The 19,239-nt window shown below is 41.0% G+C and carries 18 protein-coding genes; 7 read left to right on the top strand and 11 right to left on the bottom strand.

All coding sequences use genetic code 11. From position 1 onward, the window contains the following. The first annotated feature begins 19 nt into the window (after positions 1–19). The 3 genes from H1A14_RS03230 to menD are packed head-to-tail and all read left to right on the top strand — an operon-like array spanning position 20 to position 3,326. Positions 20–442: a hotdog fold thioesterase gene (locus tag H1A14_RS03230; RefSeq protein WP_194774746.1), complete on the top strand. Its 423-nt coding sequence runs from the start codon at positions 20–22 to the stop codon at positions 440–442. Positions 443–444: 2 nt separating this feature from the next. Further along, the gene (locus tag H1A14_RS03225; protein ID WP_194774745.1) at positions 445–1,653 is read left to right on the top strand and encodes a chorismate-binding protein; all 1,209 of its coding nucleotides are present in this window, start codon (positions 445–447) and stop codon (positions 1,651–1,653) included. Continuing rightward, positions 1,650–3,326 carry a 2-succinyl-5-enolpyruvyl-6-hydroxy-3-cyclohexene-1-carboxylic-acid synthase gene (gene menD / locus H1A14_RS03220; protein WP_194774744.1) on the top strand — a complete coding sequence of 559 codons (1,677 nt, stop codon included), beginning with the start codon at positions 1,650–1,652 and terminating at the stop codon, positions 3,324–3,326. Before H1A14_RS03225 ends, menD begins: the two co-directional genes overlap by 4 nt. Positions 3,327–3,454: 128 nt before the next feature. On the opposite strand, the gene H1A14_RS03215 is transcribed toward menD, so the two are convergent. The 5 genes from H1A14_RS03215 to H1A14_RS03195 all read right to left on the bottom strand — a co-directional run bounded on the left by H1A14_RS03215 (position 3,455) and on the right by H1A14_RS03195 (position 7,417). After that, a complete protein-coding gene (locus H1A14_RS03215; protein WP_194774743.1) occupies positions 3,455–4,306 on the bottom strand; it encodes a glycoside hydrolase family 16 protein in 852 nt (283 codons plus the stop codon). Between the two features lie 222 nt (positions 4,307–4,528). After that, positions 4,529–5,380, bottom strand: a complete 852-nt coding sequence (locus tag H1A14_RS03210) for a helix-turn-helix domain-containing protein (protein ID WP_228527523.1) — start codon at positions 5,378–5,380, stop codon at positions 4,529–4,531. 230 nt (positions 5,381–5,610) lie between these two features. Then, the gene (locus H1A14_RS03205; protein WP_194774742.1) at positions 5,611–5,994 is read right to left on the bottom strand and encodes a PIN domain-containing protein; all 384 of its coding nucleotides are present in this window, start codon (positions 5,992–5,994) and stop codon (positions 5,611–5,613) included. Then, complete coding sequence (locus H1A14_RS03200; RefSeq protein ID WP_194774741.1) at positions 5,991–6,197, bottom strand: type II toxin-antitoxin system VapB family antitoxin; 207 nt, start codon at positions 6,195–6,197, stop codon at positions 5,991–5,993. The genes H1A14_RS03205 and H1A14_RS03200 overlap by 4 nt, the downstream gene beginning before the upstream one ends. Before the next feature lie 71 nt (positions 6,198–6,268). Next, entirely contained in the window at positions 6,269–7,417 is a 1,149-nt protein-coding gene (locus H1A14_RS03195; RefSeq protein ID WP_194774740.1) for a DUF4221 family protein, read from the bottom strand. A 671-nt stretch (positions 7,418–8,088) separates the two neighbouring features. Between H1A14_RS03195 and H1A14_RS03190 the strand changes: the two genes are divergently transcribed. Beyond that, complete coding sequence (locus tag H1A14_RS03190; protein ID WP_194774739.1) at positions 8,089–8,682, top strand: hypothetical protein; 594 nt, start codon at positions 8,089–8,091, stop codon at positions 8,680–8,682. An 86-nt stretch (positions 8,683–8,768) separates the two neighbouring features. Here H1A14_RS03190 and H1A14_RS03185 read toward each other — a convergent pair whose 3' ends face one another. Next, positions 8,769–9,641, bottom strand: a complete 873-nt coding sequence (locus H1A14_RS03185) for a LysR family transcriptional regulator (RefSeq protein WP_194774738.1) — start codon at positions 9,639–9,641, stop codon at positions 8,769–8,771. A gap of 143 nt (positions 9,642–9,784) precedes the next feature. Further along, the gene (locus H1A14_RS03180; RefSeq protein WP_194774737.1) at positions 9,785–10,162 is read right to left on the bottom strand and encodes a GxxExxY protein; all 378 of its coding nucleotides are present in this window, start codon (positions 10,160–10,162) and stop codon (positions 9,785–9,787) included. Positions 10,163–10,336: 174 nt separating this feature from the next. Here H1A14_RS03180 and hutH point away from each other — a divergent pair, with 174 nt between their 5' ends. After that, a complete protein-coding gene (gene hutH / locus H1A14_RS03175) occupies positions 10,337–11,908 on the top strand; it encodes a histidine ammonia-lyase (protein ID WP_194774736.1) in 1,572 nt (523 codons plus the stop codon). A 249-nt stretch (positions 11,909–12,157) separates the two neighbouring features. On the opposite strand, the gene H1A14_RS03170 is transcribed toward hutH, so the two are convergent. The 3 genes from H1A14_RS03170 to H1A14_RS03160 form a co-directional block, all read right to left on the bottom strand. Continuing rightward, positions 12,158–12,784 carry a hypothetical protein gene (locus H1A14_RS03170; RefSeq protein WP_194774735.1) on the bottom strand — a complete coding sequence of 209 codons (627 nt, stop codon included), beginning with the start codon at positions 12,782–12,784 and terminating at the stop codon, positions 12,158–12,160. Positions 12,785–13,221: 437 nt separating this feature from the next. Next, complete coding sequence (gene vapC, locus H1A14_RS03165; RefSeq protein ID WP_194774734.1) at positions 13,222–13,632, bottom strand: type II toxin-antitoxin system VapC family toxin; 411 nt, start codon at positions 13,630–13,632, stop codon at positions 13,222–13,224. Between the two features lies 1 nt (position 13,633). Beyond that, positions 13,634–13,825 (bottom strand): type II toxin-antitoxin system VapB family antitoxin, encoded by a 192-nt coding sequence (locus H1A14_RS03160; RefSeq protein WP_194774733.1) that lies wholly within the window; start codon positions 13,823–13,825, stop codon positions 13,634–13,636. 331 nt (positions 13,826–14,156) lie between these two features. Between H1A14_RS03160 and hutI the strand changes: the two genes are divergently transcribed. Both hutI and H1A14_RS03150 read left to right on the top strand, forming a co-directional pair. Beyond that, positions 14,157–15,404 (top strand): imidazolonepropionase, encoded by a 1,248-nt coding sequence (gene hutI / locus H1A14_RS03155; protein WP_194774732.1) that lies wholly within the window; start codon positions 14,157–14,159, stop codon positions 15,402–15,404. A gap of 337 nt (positions 15,405–15,741) precedes the next feature. Beyond that, the gene (locus tag H1A14_RS03150; RefSeq protein WP_194774731.1) at positions 15,742–17,742 is read left to right on the top strand and encodes a urocanate hydratase; all 2,001 of its coding nucleotides are present in this window, start codon (positions 15,742–15,744) and stop codon (positions 17,740–17,742) included. Between the two features lie 554 nt (positions 17,743–18,296). Here the strand turns inward: H1A14_RS03150 and H1A14_RS03145 are convergent. Beyond that, positions 18,297–19,148 (bottom strand): helix-turn-helix domain-containing protein, encoded by an 852-nt coding sequence (locus H1A14_RS03145; protein ID WP_194774730.1) that lies wholly within the window; start codon positions 19,146–19,148, stop codon positions 18,297–18,299. Positions 19,149–19,239 lie beyond the last annotated feature (91 nt).

Raw genomic sequence — 19,239 nt, 5'->3', positions numbered from 1 at the left:
GGCTTTTATCGCAAAATACATGCTATTTCCTGAAAACATCACCCTTGAATTTTTGAATGGCTTGGGGAAAAATAACATGACCGAGTATTTGGGAATCCAATTTACAGAAATTGGAGTTGATTTTTTGACCGCCAGTATGCCGGTAGATCACAGAACCAAACAACCCCTTGGACTGTTACATGGAGGAGCAAATTTGGTATTGGCAGAAACCCTTGGAAGTGTGGCAGGGATGCTGACAGTGAAGGATAAGGGTCAATTTTGCGTAGGTTTGGAAATCAATGCCAACCACCTTAAATCGGTCCGATCTGGTCAGGTAAGTGGAGTGGCCAAACCCATTCATCTGGGTCAAAAAACCCAAGTATGGGAAATTAAAATTTACTCAGAAGAAAATGCACTTACTTGCATCAGTAGGATTACGTTGGCGATTTTGGATAAAAAATAAATATGGAAGACATTCTCAAAGAGAAACTCATAGACATCAAACCATTTTTAGACCACTGGTTGTATCATGCCTTTAGACATGGTTTTGGCTTGGCGATATGGAGAAAACCTCAATCTGATTTTTTGGAATTGGCGATTGATGAAAGTGCATTTCCGAAAAAAACCAAACTAAACCTAGAAGAATTACCTCCGGGTTTTATTGCTCATCCATTTGCTGACCAATCAGATAAAAAGGCCCATTTTGTAGAAGCAACCCGATATTTTAAACTGAATTTAGATGGGCAGAAAGTTGGATCGGATTTACCGGAAGATACTACCCATTTAGAATATAATTCACTCAAAACAGCTTTAAAGAATTGGTTTAAACAACCTGAAAACCATCCTGAAGTCCATGTGGAAAATTCCATGCAGGTTGGTTTTACCCAGCTGGTCGAAAAATGTATGGCCCATATTGAGGCAGGTAGTTTGAGTAAAATAGTCCCTGCCAAAATCAAAAAGATTCCTTTGAAAAAGGATTGGGAAATAAGCAGTACCCTTCTTGAATTGATAAAGGCATACCCCAATGCATTGGTGAATTTTTTCCACCTTCCAAAAGTTGGTACTTGGATGGGTGCTTCTCCGGAGGTATTGATCAGAACTAAGGGGGACTCATTTTATACCATGTCATTGGCCGGAACCCAAAAAGCCAAAGGGGACAATCCGCTAAAATCTGTGGCATGGACTCAGAAAGAAATCGAAGAACAGGCCTTGGTGAGTAGGTACATTGTAGATTGTTTCAAGAAAATCAGGTTGAGGGAATATGATGAACAAGGGCCCAAGACCATGGTTGCAGGAGACTTATTGCACTTACGATCAGATTTTAGAGTGGACATGAAGAAAACCAATTTTCCTCAATTGGGCTCGGTTATGCTGGATTTATTGCATCCCACATCAGCAGTATGTGGTACGCCCAGGGAAAGTGCACATCAATTCATCAGGGAAAACGAAAATTTTGACCGCTCATTTTTTGCCGGCTTCCTGGGGCCGGTAAACATAGAGCAGGAAACCCACCTATATGTCAACCTCAGGACTGCACAATTGATGCATGATTCGGCTATATTGTATGCAGGTGCAGGTGTCACTGAAGACAGCATTCCTGAAAAGGAGTGGGAAGAAACAGAAATGAAATGCGCCATCATAGGTAGATTTATAAACCCAGAAGTAGAATTTTGATCCTTCAACCTCTCCTTGACCTTGCAGCCACATGTGCCCAATACGGCATCAAGCATGCCATCTTATCACCAGGGTCACGATGTGCACCTATCACTTTGGCCTTCGTCAGACATCCGGAAATCCAGTGTAAAACCATTTCCGATGAAAGAAGCGCCGCCTTCATAGCCTTAGGCATGGCCCAGCAGTTGGAAAAACCCGTTGTTTTGGTTTGTACCAGCGGATCAGCTGCATTAAATTATGCACCGGCTGTTGCAGAAGCTTATTTTCAACAGATTCCCCTTTTGGTACTTACCGCAGACCGACCACCGGAATGGATTGACCAATGGGACGGTCAGACTATCAGGCAGCATAATTTGTATGGTACACATGTCAAAAACAGTTTCCAGTTTCCGGATGACTTTGGCCATCCAGACAAAGCATGGCATGCAAAACGGATTGTGAATGAAGCCATCCTATCGGCTACTGCATATCCACAAGGGCCTGTCCATATCAATATACCCTTGAGAGAGCCCTTTTACCCAGAGAAAGACCAAATCTTTCAGTATCCTAGCTTGACCTCCACGATGGATCATTTAGAGAAAGCGAGCTCCCTTACTTCTGAAACTTGGATCAAAATCAGAAGCGCCCTTAGCAAATACAACAAAATACTGATTGTTCCCGGTCAACAGCGCCCGAATGAAGCGATTCAAGAGCAATTGCAACAGTTGACGATCAAAAAGGCCGCTGTAGTGGTTACTGATGTCATCAGCAATTTGCAGGCTGAAGGCACCATTTCTTTTCATGATCATTTCCTACCCGTTGATGTGGTTGAAAAAAAAATGGCGCCAGACTTGATCATTTCCTTTGGAAAATCCGTCATTTCTAAAAATCTAAAGCTTTTTCTCAGGAAAAGCGATGCCATGCATTGGCATTTGCAACCGGAAGGATATGTACCAGATACTTTCAAGAGAGGTGTTCAAACCCTTGCTTGTGAGCCATTGATGTTTTTGGAATTTTTAAATAAAGAAGACAAAATTTCCAATGAAGAATTTGTTCAGGTCTGGTCAGTACGGGAAGAGCAGGTGAAATACAAACTGCCTTCTTTATTAAAAAATACTGACTTTGGAGAATATACTGCATTCTCGGCGTGCTTTGATCAAATACCCAGCGATGCCAAAGTTCATTTGGCCAACAGCATGGCAGTCCGTTATGCCAACCTACTTGGACCTCGAAAACAGGAAATCATTTGTAATAGAGGGACGAGTGGCATAGATGGAAGCAACAGTACCGCGGTTGGTTGTGCCTTTACCACCAAGGATCCAGTTGTGCTGATGACGGGAGACATGGCTTTCTTTTATGACCGCAATGCTTTTTGGCACAATTATGCCTTGCCCAATCTCAGGATCATTGTTTTCAATAACCATGGCGGTGGCATTTTCCGAATGATCAATGGGCCTGACAAACTGCCTGAACTAGAAGAGTATTTTGAAACCAAACAATTGCTAAATGCAGGGCATTTGGCCAAAGAATACGGTTTTGACTATCATTTGGTAGATGAAAAGACTGAACTAGACCAAGTATTGAGCCACTTTTTTCAAAAAACGTTGAAGCCAAAGATTTTGGAAATCAAGTCTGAAAGTCAAAAAAACGAGCAGTTCTTTAAAGAAATAAAATCCAAGATAAATAAGTTTTAGCCATTCAATTATGGCTGAAACATTTACCAGGTTAATCTTTGACTTGGTTTTATTGCTTTTGTGTACCTAAACAAAAAAACATCAAGTACTAGAACTTGATGTTTTTTTAATCTTTAATTCAATAAATTTTATTCAAACACCCTGATATAATCAATCTCCAGTTTTTGGGGGAATTGGGTGGTTTCGTCAGGAGCTCCCGGTGAATCACCTCCCACTGCAAGGCTTATGATCAGGTTCGAAGGATTTTTGATGGGGTCAAATTCTGGACCTGTTATATTCACGCGATGAAACTCAATGTCATTGATCAACCATCTGACTTCGGTTTCATTTTTTATAAGAGAAAAAACCACGAACTTATCATTGTAAATCCCGCTCCTAAGCCTGTTGGATTGGGCATCAAATTGAATTTCTCCTTCGTTATTTTCCCAAAATATATTGGCCACAATGGTGTTATCTCTTCCATCCTCATTCCCACCAATCAATTGAGCAATGACTACCTGGCCAGCCTCAGCCCATGTTACATCCAATATATTGGACCCCAATAACCACAGGCCCGGCCACATCCCTTGACCTTTGGGCATTTTTGCCCGTATATCGATTCTTCCTGTAGTGAATTCGAAGTTCCCCCTTGTATTTATCCTGCCTGAGGTGTATTCCTTACCACCAAAATCTTCCTTTTTGGCTGTAACCACCAAATTGCCGTTGATAACTTCTACATTTTGTTCTCGGTAATATTGTAGTTCATTGTTGCCCCAATCGCATACAGATGGACAACCGTCCCCTTCTTCCACAATCCAATTTTCAGAAGAAAGACTACTTTGAAACTCTTCTTGAAATACCAGTTGGAGACCTTCGTACTCAAGGGGACTGGTGCAAGGGTCGCAATCAATTACACTTGGATCAGTGTTTTCAGACATGCATGCTCCTAATAAAAGAGCCAATAAACCAATTTGAATTGGATAATAATTAAATCTAATCATACACTTCATGTTTTAAAAAGTTTTGAATCGGGTGATTACAAAAGCTTTATGTTAAAGAATTATACTTGCTAACAATAAAGATACCAAAAATGTTTTTAAATGATAAACTCAATAATAGATACCCAAAAAATTACAAAAAAAGATAAAAAAATTCTCAAAAATACAATTACAAAAGATGGGAAATAGAGTTACAAAAAATTGTTGAAGCTTAAATCTTTTAGATCATTGGAACACTTGCCCTTGGGAAACAAAGGTCAAATGGGTATCATTTGACGTTTTCTTATACTCCTGATAAAGCAAGACAATCAATGAAATCTCAAAAACGGTAAGAAATATAAGGCCTGGAATAGCGAAAATGACTGACATAAAACTGATACCTGTCAACATTCCCAAACTACCTGCAATTACATAAGCAGTTCCTTTTTGCTTAGAAAGATGAAGAAAACCTGTCGCGAATAAGACATAAACGACACCTGAAATCAAGGATCTTAGGAGAAGCCCAGAAACAAGTTCAACTCCCATCCAATAAGTCACAATGTCTTCCATAATAAAGACTGCTGTCAAAATCATCAGAAAAATGGACATGACCTTCAAAAGCAAATTTGAAAATACTTCACTCAACTTATAAAATGCACTTGTGAATAGGAAAAATAAGACCAAAACTGACATTTTGAGGAAGGTATATAAATATCCAAAACCAACAGAAAAGCTAGACTTTTCTAAAAAAAGCTGAACATCTATCACAGACTCGACCACAGCCAAAATCAAATAAATGATGCCTGCGATAAAGGAAAATCTTAGCCATGAATTAAGGTTACTTGGTACGGACACTTCTTCTTTCTCCAATTGAAGATTTTTCACTTCTTCTGGTTTGACTTCCAATACTTCCAATATGGCTTTTACGGTGTAAGATCTAGGGGTCACCTCCCCTGCTTCTATCCTTTGTATGGTGCGCACATTGATATTGCATCGCTCCACCAATTCTTCCTGGGTCAATCCTTTGGCCTTTCTCCATTCCTGGATTTTCTGGCCCAATTGCGGTTGTTTCATGTTGTATACATTTTGTTTGACCATGGCAAGTTGGTTTGATTATTACAAATATAGCCCGAAAAAAGGGAGGATTTCACCCGACATTTGGACGGCATTTGGTTGAGGGTCAAGATTAAAGGATATTTAAGCGAAATTGATTGACTCAGTCCGCTGATTTGAATACTTTAAGGTAATAAAGTGGAAATATATGGAAATAAGGCTGAAATATTTTTGAGCAAAGAAGGTTGACTTATTCAAGACTTAGACCTTCTCTTTTAAACCCTAAACAAAAAATCATATCCAATCACCCTTCTTATCTTTTCGTCCAAAGTCCAAAGTTGAAGTTGGTTTTTTCTCACGGAATGAATGATCACAGCATCAATGAGACCAACCCCATCATTGATTAAATTAAGTTCATTGGATAGGATACCGGCCTCAATTATCAAAAGTGGCTCATCGAGCAACGGAATATTCGACAAATAATCCATGATCAAATTCATTTCCTTTTTGCCTTTGGCTCCCTGAAATAACTCTGCAAAAATCAGCTCTAAGCTCCAAACTCTTCCGTTTTCCAAGAGTTCTTGACAAATTGAAAAGTACTCCGAATTCCCTCTTAAATATTCAATCCAGATCGTGGTATCAAAAACAACTCCTTTCATTTTCTATTCAGCTCACGCAGATTTTGGGCCGTATATTTAAATTCCAAAGGCTCAGTCAATATCACGTTACCCAACTCTTTTATTTTCTGGGTTCGGATGTATGCGTGCAAAGCAATTTTTAAGGTTTCGGTGATGGTTTCTGCTTTGGAAAGTTCCATCGCTTCGGCTATCAAATCATCAGGTATGATTGCTGTAACTTTCATGATTTCATTTTTTCATAAATATACGATAACATATCGTATAAAGATGGAATGTCTAAAAAAAACAAAATAAGCTAGAGTAAAAAGTACACCTCAAACCCCATCTTATCCTCCTGATTTTTGGGATTATCTGGATTATTCGTAGAGAGATAAAGTCCTTTCTTTCCTACAAAAGCATTCATGGGCAAGTACTTCCCACCTTCAAAATAAGTTTCCCCCAAGAGTTTCAGCTCCTTATCAAAAACCATTACCACAAATGGTCCGGGATTATTCCTCAAAGCCCTGACTTCTCCTTCCGTCTCAACTTCCAAGTCAGGATAAGCAAAGCGATAGTACACTTCCTGATAGCGGTCATAGAGTAAATTTTCATACCTTGATGAAGCAAAACTGTATTTCTGGGATTCCAATGCAGGGCCTCCTTTTGGAAATAGAGGCAAAGCTTCATTGAGGAAAGTACTTCGACCATCAATTGATTTCAAAGGGCCTTCTAAATTTTCAGCCCAATATAAATTGTGATCACCAAAAAAGGAATAAACAAGCTTTCCATCCTCCTTAACCATACTGAAATCAAAGCGTTTGGTTCCCTTTTCCAAATAATCCGCAGGATAAAATTGTGGCAGTAAGGTGGTTTTAAGGGAATCTAAATCCAACCTAAAAGTCAAATGGGATTTGGCCAGCATCTCATTGCTCATTTCGTTGTAATTGCTGACAATAGCTGGTCTGGTTTTTAGGATGATTTCATTCCCTTTGACAATTGGGGGACTTATATAACTGATATTGTGTACAAATCCCGGTGTATGGTTTTCAGGTGCTTCATACCCGAATCTTTTCTTGACTTTACCTGATGTGTCTGCCAAGCTAAAGTATGATGTACCGAACGGAAAAAGAAAAATACTATCCATCGTATGCACATGAAAAGCCATCAACTCCCCCACCCCCTGATCGCCCTCTCTCTCAAATTGAATGTTCTTGATCAATTCACCATTTTCCAAATCATACATCTGAAGTGAATTGGTTGTCCAGTTGATGTTAAAGACCATTTCCTGTCCAGACTCAAAATATTGCAAACCCATACTGAAATCCGGGGTGGTTTCATCGATCATCAAGCTTGTTTGTCCGATAGACTTCAACTGAATTTCGGCGATTTCTTCCCGGTTATTTGGTTTACAGGAAAAGCCAAGAAAAAGGAGGATAAAAGAGATGATAGTAAGAGGATATTTCATGTTGAAGTTGAAGGTGTTAAACCCAAACCTAATAATTTAATTGATAAAATTCAAATCCTACAAAAACAGAACTAAAATCAATATTTGAATAACTTTTGTTAAATTGAATTATCAAATAATAAACTCCCTAAATGGAAAAAGCAATTATTCTGAAAATCAATTTTGACGCTTTGAGGAAATCCATAATGGCTCTGAATTCAGGTGAAAAGAAGGAATTAATTTAATTGTTAGAAGGAGACCTTTTTGGTTCAGAATTAAAGGAACCAATGGAAGAATACATACTCTCGGAAAGAGCTTTAAAAAAAGATTGGTATAAAAAAGAGGAGGATGAGACATGGAAACTTTTGTAATCAAATAATTAACCTATAAAAGGAAAAAAAAATATTAGAAGAGAACTAATTTTTTCATAACAATTAGGATTAATTTTATATTTGTTGAAATTATTTCAAACCCTAAATTTTGATTTTATAAGAACAAAATTCACATGCATCAAGAGTGCATCTGTTAAAACAAGTTACAAGATCTGGACAATTTTCTTGTGCTGCCTGTGGTCTTGCCAAGTTTTTTCGCAGGAAAAAAAGTCTTTAACTATTGGCACTGGATTCGGTGTACCATTGTATTCCTGGAAAAGTTCCGGTGATCTAACCACATTAAGGTCCATTAATATGGGTATGTGGGGAATAAATGCCTATGCACAAAAAGAAATTAAGAATGATTGGTTTTTTGAATGGAATTTTGCCGTGCATCGGTTTAGTTCCCATCTTCAAATAGTTGACTCAAATAGAGGAAGTAAAGCTTCAACTGGGTACAAATATGTATTTGATCTGTACCAATTGAACAATATGGCTTTGAGGAAATTTCAAATTCCAAATACTAACTTTTCGATATTGATTGGTGCAGGTCTAGGCTTAAACTTATTGCCCCACAATTCTATCACTATGCCGGAAAATGGTTTCCATTATTTGCGGACCAAAGACAATTCAGGAAATAGCGTACCGGTTTACGACATTTCATTGATTGATTCTGAGGAAACCATAAACAATAAATACAGCGTAAACCTGCTCTCCAAGTTTGGATTAAATTACAAAATAAATGAAGTCTCTTCTTTGGTTTTGTTCAGCCATCATGGCTACAATTTAGCAGGGCCTATTATGGAGAAAAATCTAAGGGAAATAAGGTATGAAGATCAAAATTTCAGTGCTGTTCATAGGCTCAGTTCTTGGTTTTCTTTTATTTCAATTGGCTATGAGTTTTCAATTAAATAAAAAGTAAAAATGAATCCGCTGGTAAAAAATACCAACGGATTCATTTTTTAAAATATCTAGTGTATAGAACATGTAAATTGAGACTCTTAGATCAACCCCAAAACCTTAGCAACAGCCGGATTCCTATTCCCCTTTTTCCAAACCGCATACAATTCCGTTTTTTGTTTGATTTTATCCAGCTCAATTAACTTCACTTTCAGATCATACCCTTGTTGTAGGGATGTTGGCACAATGGCGACTCCCAATCCAGCCTCCACCAATTTGAATATGGTCAAAGCATGCACAGACTTATGGGTGATTTTAGGTGAAAAACCTCTATCCTCACAAATGGACATGATCTTATCATAGTATATGGAAGAGTAATCATGGGAAAAAAGGATAAAGTTTTCTTCTTTCAATTGGCCCACATGTTTAAATCCATGATCTGCCAATGGGTGGTCCAAAGGCAACACCACAGAAAAAGTGTCCTGATGCACCATTTTCATCTGAAGAACTTCAGGCACTCGCGCCAGCCTCACAAAACCCAAATCCAATTTGTCTTTTTCCAGCATCTCAACCTGCAAAGTGTTGCTGAGTTCTTCCATCGTAGTATGGATGCCAGGGAAGTGTTGGGATATTTTTACCAGCAGTTCGGGCAGGACAGTATGTGCAGCAGAACCCAGAAAGCCTATTCTTAACTCCCCTATGTTTCCTGTTGCAATTTCCTTGAGTTGGGATTTGGTAAGTTCTAAGTGATTAAAGATATAGTCCACTTCAGATTTAAGAAAATGTCCCGCAGCTGTCAATTCCACCCTTCGCTTGGTCCTTTCAAAAAGCTGTACCTCCAGGATTTCCTCCATCTGTTTGATCTGACGGCTGAGACCGGGTTGGGAGATAAACAAGCGCTCTGCTGCCCGGCCGAAGTTGAGTTCTTCAGCGACAGCACGGAAGTATTCGAGGTGTCTGAGTTCGATGGTCATTTTTTCTCGCAAAGGCGCCGAGACGCAAAGGCTTTTTTATGGAAATCCAAAAACTGGGACAATTACTACTTGATCTTCTTAATGATTTCCTTATCTGTTTAATTGGTGCGGGAATCTAATTTACCAGATGCGTTGCACTTGACTTATAGGTTATTCACAATTCTGGAAACCCCGTTTTTAATTAAATTTTCATTGAAATTGACCAATAAACCTAGTTTCAATCCAGTTAGCTTTAAATAAGTCAATACTTGTTTATGGTGCACCGGAGCAATTGTTTCAATTGATTTTATCTCAATCAAAACTTTGTTTTCGACAATCAAATCAGCCCTGAATCCCATTTCCATAGGGATACCTCTCCAATTAACTGGAACAGCTTGTTGCCTCTTGACAAATAATCCATTCTGAATCAACTCATAATTTAAAATCTCTTCATAAACGGACTCAAACAATCCTGGACCCAGTTCTACATGAATTTTATAACAGGAATCCACTATAATTTTTGAAAGCTCATTTTCAGTCATAATTCATTAACAAGGAAATCTAAGATCAAAATTTCTTCAATCAATAAATTTAATCATTTGTATTGATAACTTAAACTTATCAGCAACAAGCCTAAATGGTATTTATAATTATCACTAATATAGCCTAAATTTGAGCATGAATAATCTGCGGCTTTGCGACTTTGCGAGAAATCCATGACCAGTAACTTCCAATACGGCCAAGAACACCTTACCGCTTCCATAGCACTTGGAATTGCTAAGGGAAAAATAAAGGGTGTCCTCACTCCTGAAACACGAGAAAAAGTACGGGCCAGTGCTTCGGCAGTTGAGCAAATCGTCGCCAATGGCAAACCAGTCTATGGCATCAATACTGGATTTGGCCCATTGTGTACTACGATGATTTCTCCAGACCAAACCCGAAAGCTTCAGGAAAATATCCTCAAAAGCCATGCGGTCGGCTTGGGCGAACCCATTCCTGAAGAAATCGCAAAACTGATGCTGATACTCAAGTTGCATGCCTTGGCCAAGGGTCATTCGGGTATTCGGGAACAGACCTTGGATAGGATCATGTGGCATATTGAACAGGGTGTAATTCCGGTGGTACCCAAGCAAGGTTCTGTAGGTGCCTCAGGTGACCTTGCACCCCTCTCCCATTTGTTTATCCCTTTGATCGGTTTGGGAAAAGTGAATGACCAAGGAAAAACCCTTTCTACGGCTGAAGCATTGCAACGCTATCAGTTGGAAGCCATTCACCTAGGCCCAAAAGAAGGCCTAGCGCTGATCAACGGTACCCAATTTATTGCTGCTTTCGGGGTCAAGGTTTTGGATAGGTTTTACAATGTCCTTGCCCATGCGGATATTACCGGCGCCATGATGCTTGAGGGCTTGCTTGGCTCCATCAAGCCTTTCTCCCCGGATCTCCACCAACTCCGTCCCTATGCAGCCAATCAGCATGTAGCCCAGACCATTCTCAACCTGCTCCACGAATCAGAGATCGTCCATTCCCATGCCACCTGTGCGAGGGTGCAGGATCCTTATTCTCTGCGCTGTATGCCACAGGTGCATGGGGCTTCCAGAAATGCCTGGCTTCACCTGAAAGCCTGTCTGGAAACCGAGATCAATGCTGTAACTGACAACCCGGTCATTTTTGACGAAAACCACACCATCAGCGGAGGTAATTTCCATGGACAGCCATTGGCATTGCCTTTGGATTATGCCTGTTTGGCCGCTTCGGAGATCGGAAATATCTCTGACAGGAGGATTTACCTTTCTTTAGAGGGAGATACTCCCGGAGTGCCTAAGTTGCTTTTGAAAGAAACAGGACTAAACTCCGGATTTATGATCCCCCAATACACCACGGCAGCATTGGCCAGCGAAAACAAAGGACTTTGTTTCCCTGCTTCGGCAGACAGCATCCCAACTTCCCTAGGTCAGGAAGATCATGTCAGTATGGGTTCGATCGGGGCCAGAAAAGCCCTTCAGGTAATAGAAAATGTAGGAAAAATCCTAGGGGTCGAGCTCTTCTGCGCTGCACAGGCCGTGGACTTTCATGCCCCACTGAAATCCGGAAAGATCATGACAGCACTTTACGAACATGTGCGTACCAAAATCAAACATGTAACCGAAGATCAGATCATGAATGATGATATGGAGACCGCTATTGATATGATACGGAGTGGAGAATTGCTAAAATTAGCAAGAGAAGTAACTAAGAAAGAAGGGTTGCAGCTTGAGACGAAATGGTCTGAGGAGTTTGATAGGTTTTAGTTCAAGCCAGCCTGATGCAGGCAGGTCTTTAGTGAAGTGATGAATGGACTATCTTAGCCCCAGTCATCAGACTGCATACTGCCTATCAGCCTGAAGGTTGGTATTATTTTGGTCCAAGCCCGCCTGCTTCAGCTTCAGCTGGCTTGGACTGGAGTATTTACTGCGTGTAGGTGTTTTATGATCGTTTTTACTTATACCAATTTTATTTCCTACAAATAGATCCTTGAAAGGTTTAAATTCAAAGCATACTCATTTTTTATTTAACAACCGAAATTGATAGCGGATTGAATATTGGAGTGTGGAAACAAACCCGCTCTCCATCACATAGCGAATACCATCATCATTCCCCACCTGATCGAATGTTGGAGAAGGGACTGGAGTGGTGAAAGACAAAACAATTTGGAGGTTTTTCATCTGAAAGCCAAGCTCCGGCATCACAGAGAAATCAGATCTTTCAATTATCTCCACGTCGTTTACACGGATGTAACTTAGCATTCTCTTTTGGCCCAACCCTAAACCGACGAAAAAGAAATGATCTCTTTCTTTTTTGTTGAAGGCATAGCGTCCATTGACTGACAGGAACCGCGCCCTATTATGTGCAGGAGAAAACCTAACCTCTTGAGCGGTGCTGAATTCACCACCCATGACCGGATCTTGCGCGAGTCCGAAAAGTCCAATTGAGAATTGAGAATCAAAATGGTAGTAGAGACCGGCTTGCAGTGCAATTCCAATGCCGCCTTGGCTATTACTGCTTTGCGAGCCACCCGATGTTAAAATTCCGAACCCAAGCCCAATTCCGGGTTCAATGCTTACTTTTTGTGCGCTTAGTGTGACGCTGATGCCCAAAAAAATGACAAACAAAAGGACCTTTTTCATGCTATATATATTTTTGGTTCATGTTCATGATTTCAAATTCGTTCAAATAGGATCCGCTGAAAAGTTAAATCAACCCTTTTTTTAACCAGACCAGATTGCTCGCTGCATGGCGCACGCCCTTTGTTGGTCTTTCACATAATCCCTTGCACTCGTAGGGCGTTAAAATCAGAAAAATCTACTAAAACCCGAATGTTTTAGTGATTTTACGCTGTATCGGTAAACCCCATTTAAAGGTATGATTTAAAATCATTATTTTTGAATGGAATAGAATTGCCATAAAGACATCATGCATCATACAAAAATATATTAGTGCCTCATTGGCAAAAAAGAAAAAACTTTGGGCCTCCGCGCCCCTTCCGGCAAAGGCAGGTTTGATGCAAAAAAACTTCGTGACTTTGGAGCAAAAAAGTCTTTAAACTATATTCATTTGATTTGGACTACTTTTTCATTATCGAATAGAACCTAAGTTTGAAAAATTCAGCGATTGGAATAAAGTCCTTATCCAAATGAAAAAGAGCAGCGTCGGAACTGATGGCATACCAAGCGATCAAACAATCATAGCTCTTTCTAATCGTCACTCCTTTAGTCCTCAAAACCGAATATATCTGAGCTGCACCTTCAGCAGCCTCAAATGGATCAGCATTGATTTGTCGCAATGCGCTTAACCGGTCTTTCATCTTTAAAAATTCATTCGGGTATGGAATACCCTGCAAAATTTCCTGGTAAACAGGAGGACAGATTAATACTTGATCCTTATCAAGCAATTCTTTAACAGCCCCAATGATCTTTCGGTCTTTTCCTAAAAAAAACGCAATCCAAACACTGGTGTCTATGACTACATTGACCATGTCAATCCGTTCTCATAGCTGCTAAGTCTCCAGCCCAACTGACTTTTCCAGCCATCTCGGAAAGTTCTTTCAACTTGATCTTGCGGAGAAATTCCTTTAGTGCCAAATCGACCGCTTCACGTTTGGTTTTGATGTTTGTTTTTTCAAGAATTTCCTCAATCACTTTTTGGTCTATTTCTATATTGGTTCTCATGGCAGAATTATATATACACAAAAATACCAAAATAAATACACAAACTGTTTTATTGTTCTAAAAATTACTAGCATAGAAAGCTTTAAATTACTTTCAGTAATTAATCGTTGATACAAATGGTATTTATAATTAATTGAAATTAGGTAACTTTGAATTATGGCTTTAGGGACAAAAAACCATAAAATCTTTATGTCTCCATGGAATTAATAAAGGTATTTCTTGGCAACAATAAGATAAAAACTTAGAGTCTTAGTACCCTTTCTACTGACAGGTAGATTTGGCAAGAGAAAAACCAAATTGCCTTCAGGCCTTCGTGACCATAAATAAGAATATGTCCACCATAAAACCCACCTTTATCGGCCCTGTTCGCCAAGCGCTTACCATGGAAAACCTCCCCCTCAAAGGAGCCCTGAAAGATGAACAGCTGGAAATCATCCAGGAAGCCGGTATCCTGATCCAGAATGGGAAAATCCTTAAGATAGGCAGCTTTGAGGACCTGCTTCCTGAAGCCCAGTCCATCGGTGCGGAAATGGTCCAGCTGAATGAAGACTTTGTGGCACTTCCAGGATTTATTGACTGTCATACCCATATTTGCTTCGGTGGAAGCAGGGCCCAGGACTATGCCCTTCGCAATGCAGGCAAATCCTATCTGGAGATCGCCAGATCCGGTGGTGGTATCTGGAATACGGTGACAAAAACCAGACAAGCAACGCAAGAAGAATTGGCAAAATTAACGATTCATCGATCCAATCGGATGATTCAAGAGGGTATAACGACCGTTGAGATAAAAAGCGGGTATGGCCTATCGGTGGCCGAGGAACTCAAAATGCTTCGGGCCATCAAATTGGCCAATGAAAGTACTCAAGCCGATTTGATACCAACCTGTTTGGCTGCCCATATCCCTCCAAAAGACTTTCAAGGCAGCCAAAAGGATTATCTGAAAACGATTGTTGAGGAGGTTTTCCCAATCCTCAAAGAAGAAAGTCTTGCCAAGCGCATTGATGCCTTTATTGAGGATACGGCATTTTCTACCGAAGATATTCAGCTCTATTTCCAAAAAGCCAAAGCAATGGGCTTTGACATCACGGTGCATGCGGATCAGTTTCATACCGGAGGATCACAGGTGGCCGTAGAATTTGGAGCCATTTCAGCAGATCACCTGGAAGCCAGTGGAAATAAGGAAATAGAAATACTCGCAGCATCGGACACCATTGCTGTGGCTTTACCAGGTGCATCTATGGGACTTGGAGTCCCGTTTACTCCAGCCCGAAAGCTACTGGATGCAGGTGCATCATTGGCCATCGCCTCCGACTGGAATCCGGGTTCGGCCCCTATGGGTGACCTGCTGATGCAGGCTTCAGTCTTAGGGACATATGAAAAGCTCAGCAATGCAGAGGTTTTGGCTGGAATTACCTGTCGGGCTGCTGCAGCCTTAGATCTTCAAGACCGGGGACAACTTAAACCGGGAATGCTCGCTGATATCATCCTTTTCCCCTCAGCTGATTATCGTGAGATAACTTATCAGCAGGGGAGACTCAAACCTGCTATGGTTTTTAAAAGAGGCGTGGAAATTGAGTAGAAATATTGTTGATATATCGTTGAAATATGGTTGAAACAAATGGAAATAGGCCTCGCGAAACAGAAATCAGCTTGATGTATCGATTGTGTTTGCTATCCAAATTGGCTTCTCCTTGCCATTTCGACGTCAGGAGAAATCTATAAAGCTCAAATGGAAAATAGACTTCTCCTAACGTACCAATGACTTAAATTTAAAATACCCCTCGGCAAGTCCGGGGAGCGGAGTGTTTTAGTAATAATGGCTATTTCCACAATATTTCGACGTAGGCATATTTCAATTGTATTTTGCGAAGCATATTTCAAGCATTAATCCCTTAAATTCCAAAAGCCCAATAATCATGACCTTCCAAGACCGAATCATCCAAGGCATCCCCTACACCCTTCCTCCTAAAAAAGCATACGACACCAACGTTTCCCATGCCCCAAAGCGTAAGGATATTTTAAGTTTGGAAGAAAAAAGGTTGGCGGTGAGGAATGCTCTGCGGTACTTTCCCAAGGCTTGGCATGCGGAACTGGCAAAGGAGTTTTTTGATGAATTGCAGAAATATGGCAGGATTTATATGTATCGGTTTATACCGGATTATGAGATGTATGCCAGACCGATTTCGGAATATCCTGCCCAAACCCCACAGGCCGCAGCCATCATGCTCATGATCCAAAACAACTTGGATCCGGCTGTGGCACAACATCCACAGGAATTGATCACTTATGGAGGCAATGGGGCAGTTTTCCAAAACTGGGCGCAGTACCTGTTGACCATGCAGTACCTGGCTGAAATGACGGAGGAACAAACCCTGCACATGTATTCCGGCCACCCCATGGGACTTTTTCCATCTTCCAAAGATGCTCCAAGGGTGGTGGTCACCAACGGCATGATGATCCCCAACTATTCCAAGCCTGATGATTGGGAAAAATACAATACCCTGGGCGTGACCCAATATGGTCAGATGACCGCAGGTTCTTACATGTACATCGGCCCGCAGGGCATCGTTCATGGAACCACCATCACCGTAATGAATGCTTTTAGAAAAAAACTCGGTGCACAGGTTAATCCAAAAGGCAAGGTATTCCTGACGGCTGGACTGGGCGGCATGTCCGGCGCCCAACCAAAGGCCGGGAACATCGCAGGCTGTATCACCGTCTGCGCAGAAATCAACCCTAAAGCTGCTTACAAAAGACACCAACAAGGATGGGTGGATGAATTGATTGAAGATCTGGATAGATTGGTTAATCGGGTGAAAAGTGCCCAGGAAAATCAGGAAGTGGTTTCCATCGCTTATTTGGGCAATGTGGTGGATGTGTGGGAGAAGTTGGATGAAGAAAACATCACCATAGAACTCGGTTCCGATCAGACTTCCCTGCACAATCCTTGGGCAGGTGGATACTATCCTGCAGGTCTGGGTTTCGATGAAGCCAATGACATGATGGCCTCTGACCCGGAACAATTCAAAACCAAAGTACAGGAATCCTTACGCCGACAAGCTGCTGCGATCAATAGACATGTGGCTAAAGGAACCTACTTTTTCGATTATGGAAATGCCTTCCTGCTGGAAGCCTCCCGGGCTGGGGCGGAGGTGATGGCGGAAAATGGCATTGATTTCAGGTATCCCTCCTATGTGCAGGATATTTTGGGTCCCATGTGTTTTGATTATGGTTTCGGACCTTTTAGGTGGGTTTGCACCTCGGGCATGCCGGAAGACCTGAAAAAAACCGACCAAATAGCAGCCGAAGTACTTCGAGAAATCATGTCCTCCTCCCCTTCTGAAATCCAACAACAAATGCAGGATAACATCAAATGGATAGAAGAAGCAGGCGAAAACAACCTGGTGGTGGGTTCTCAAGCCAGGATATTATATGCCGATGCAGAAGGCAGGATCAAAATAGCCAAAGCCTTTAATGAAGCGGTGAAGTCCGGTAAACTATCCGCTCCCGTGGTCTTGGGCAGGGATCACCATGATGTCAGTGGTACCGACTCCCCCTTCCGGGAAACCAGCAATATTTATGATGGCAGCAAGTTTACCGCCGATATGGCCATCCACAATGTCATCGGTGACAGTTTCAGAGGTGCCACCTGGGTATCCATCCACAATGGTGGTGGTGTAGGCTGGGGAGAAGTCATCAATGGTGGTTTCGGAATGTTGCTGGATGGCACTTCAGAAGCAGACCGAAGGCTACAATCCATGCTTTTCTATGACGTCAACAATGGAATTGCGAGAAGGGCCTGGGCGAGAAATGACGAAGCAATATTTGGAATCAAAAGAGAAATGGAAAGGACACCGGGCCTGAAGGTAACAATTGCGGAGAAGGTGGATGAAAAGCTTTTGAAGTTTCAAGAATAAACCAGAAAGATTTGGCAACTTGGAATCTAATTCCAAATGTACCTATTTGGAAAACAGCTCAAGAAGATAGAATAGCTTAAGTATCGCTTGCCTCCAAAATTTTTTTATTAATGGTTATGCGACGAATCAATTCATTATCTTCCATTCCTCTAACATGGTTAATACTGAAGTAAAAATACCTTTTTCAAAAATCAATTTAAATTGCCGTGAAGGATTTATGTTGGATTGAGGGATTTAACATGCTGGTTTAAGCAAAATCCGGGACCGATAAAACTAATTTTTACCACAAAGTTTACGAAGGTTTATGCCCGGAGGCCACAAAGTTCAATTCCAACTATCAAAAAAAGAATCCCGGTACCTTCCGGGACCGGGATTGCATCACCCAAAAAATGATTGTATCAAGTTAAAAAGTATTCAAAATCTATGGAAATCAGTTTGTTTAGGGATTATTCAAAATGGAGAACGACCCTACACAATACCCGTTGACCAAAAGCAAAAAAAACCATGATTTGGGGAAGAAAATTGTACAAATGCGAACTGTTGCCAAAAAAAAATCAGGAGCGGAATTTGACTTTTTCAGAGATCATTTGGTCAATCCCAGCGTTTTGCTGCAGATATTCCTTCGGGGTCATGCCATTGTATTTGACAAAATCCCTGATAAAATAGGATTGATCGGTATAGTGGTATTGCTCCACCCAGTGCATAAAATCCTTATTGGGTTCAGCCACCATATTGCGCAAAAGTGACTGGAAACGAACCACTTTACAATATGCTTTGGGAGAGAGGCCTATTTGTATGTTAAACTGCTTTTCCAATCCCCTTACGGTCATGGAAGCTTTTTCAGCAAGGTCTGTAACGGTAACAAATCCATCCTTGGCGATGATTTCATGTAAGATGGGCGTCAAATCCAAATGGTTGGATTTGGGCTCGAAAGAGGCAAACAAGGGCAGCAAAAAAGCTTCTATCTCAGCAATGGCCTGTTCTGCGCTTTTTGTTTTCCAAAGATTTTCCTGCATGTCCACCCAGTGGGAGAGATGAGGGAATCTATCCAATAAAACCAGGCTGTTCTGATATTTTGAGGTGTTTTCCCTGATCAATGGAAACAACCCATTGGGTGTGAATACGACAAAAACCAAGTTGAGATGACCCTTGCTTTGGACCCAACCATGGATGGTCAATTGACCAAAAAGATAGGGCTGATTAAAAAATGGGCTGTCGATTTCATTGACCTTTAAGGTACTGGATATCTGAAATTCAAAGGGTTGTCCAAAGGGTATACCCAAAGATGCGGTTCCCTTGACAGTGGTCAATGAAGGTGTGGCCTCAGCCAGAAAACCTTGAAGCACAATGTACCCATTGATAAACGGTTTGAGCTTTTCATGGGCTTGGAAAAACCTGGTCTGCATAAAAAGTAATTTAAAACAAAATCGGTTTCAAATCCGCATTCCAGCCAAAAAAACTTTACCTTAAGACCAAGGTTATACCTGTAAGTCTAAA

Origin of the sequence: Pararhodonellum marinum, assembly GCF_015354735.1 — a bacterium.
Classification (GTDB): Bacteria; Bacteroidota; Bacteroidia; order Cytophagales; family Cyclobacteriaceae; genus Pararhodonellum; species Pararhodonellum marinum.
The sequence above is the reverse complement of the archived record's forward strand: the minus strand, read 5'-3'. Positions and strand labels throughout refer to the sequence as shown.

Coding starts and splice junctions, on each gene's coding strand:
- H1A14_RS03205 (WP_194774742.1), bottom strand. CDS start 5,994: ATGAAAGGAGTTGTTTTTGATACCACGATCTGGATTGAATATTTAAGA.
- H1A14_RS03145 (WP_194774730.1), bottom strand. CDS start 19,148: ATGCAGACCAGGTTTTTCCAAGCCCATGAAAAGCTCAAACCGTTTATC.
- vapC (WP_194774734.1), bottom strand. CDS start 13,632: ATGGTCAATGTAGTCATAGACACCAGTGTTTGGATTGCGTTTTTTTTA.
- H1A14_RS03180 (WP_194774737.1), bottom strand. CDS start 10,162: ATGACTGAAAATGAGCTTTCAAAAATTATAGTGGATTCCTGTTATAAA.
- hutI (WP_194774732.1), top strand. CDS start 14,157: ATGTCCACCATAAAACCCACCTTTATCGGCCCTGTTCGCCAAGCGCTT.
- H1A14_RS03210 (WP_228527523.1), bottom strand. CDS start 5,380: ATGGTCAAACAAAATGTATACAACATGAAACAACCGCAATTGGGCCAG.
- H1A14_RS03185 (WP_194774738.1), bottom strand. CDS start 9,641: ATGACCATCGAACTCAGACACCTCGAATACTTCCGTGCTGTCGCTGAA.
- H1A14_RS03160 (WP_194774733.1), bottom strand. CDS start 13,825: ATGAGAACCAATATAGAAATAGACCAAAAAGTGATTGAGGAAATTCTT.
- hutH (WP_194774736.1), top strand. CDS start 10,337: ATGACCAGTAACTTCCAATACGGCCAAGAACACCTTACCGCTTCCATA.
- H1A14_RS03150 (WP_194774731.1), top strand. CDS start 15,742: ATGACCTTCCAAGACCGAATCATCCAAGGCATCCCCTACACCCTTCCT.
- H1A14_RS03200 (WP_194774741.1), bottom strand. CDS start 6,197: ATGAAAGTTACAGCAATCATACCTGATGATTTGATAGCCGAAGCGATG.
- H1A14_RS03190 (WP_194774739.1), top strand. CDS start 8,089: ATGTGGGGAATAAATGCCTATGCACAAAAAGAAATTAAGAATGATTGG.
- H1A14_RS03195 (WP_194774740.1), bottom strand. CDS start 7,417: ATGAAATATCCTCTTACTATCATCTCTTTTATCCTCCTTTTTCTTGGC.
- H1A14_RS03215 (WP_194774743.1), bottom strand. CDS start 4,306: ATGATTAGATTTAATTATTATCCAATTCAAATTGGTTTATTGGCTCTT.
- H1A14_RS03170 (WP_194774735.1), bottom strand. CDS start 12,784: ATGAAAAAGGTCCTTTTGTTTGTCATTTTTTTGGGCATCAGCGTCACA.
- H1A14_RS03225 (WP_194774745.1), top strand. CDS start 445: ATGGAAGACATTCTCAAAGAGAAACTCATAGACATCAAACCATTTTTA.
- H1A14_RS03230 (WP_194774746.1), top strand. CDS start 20: ATGCTATTTCCTGAAAACATCACCCTTGAATTTTTGAATGGCTTGGGG.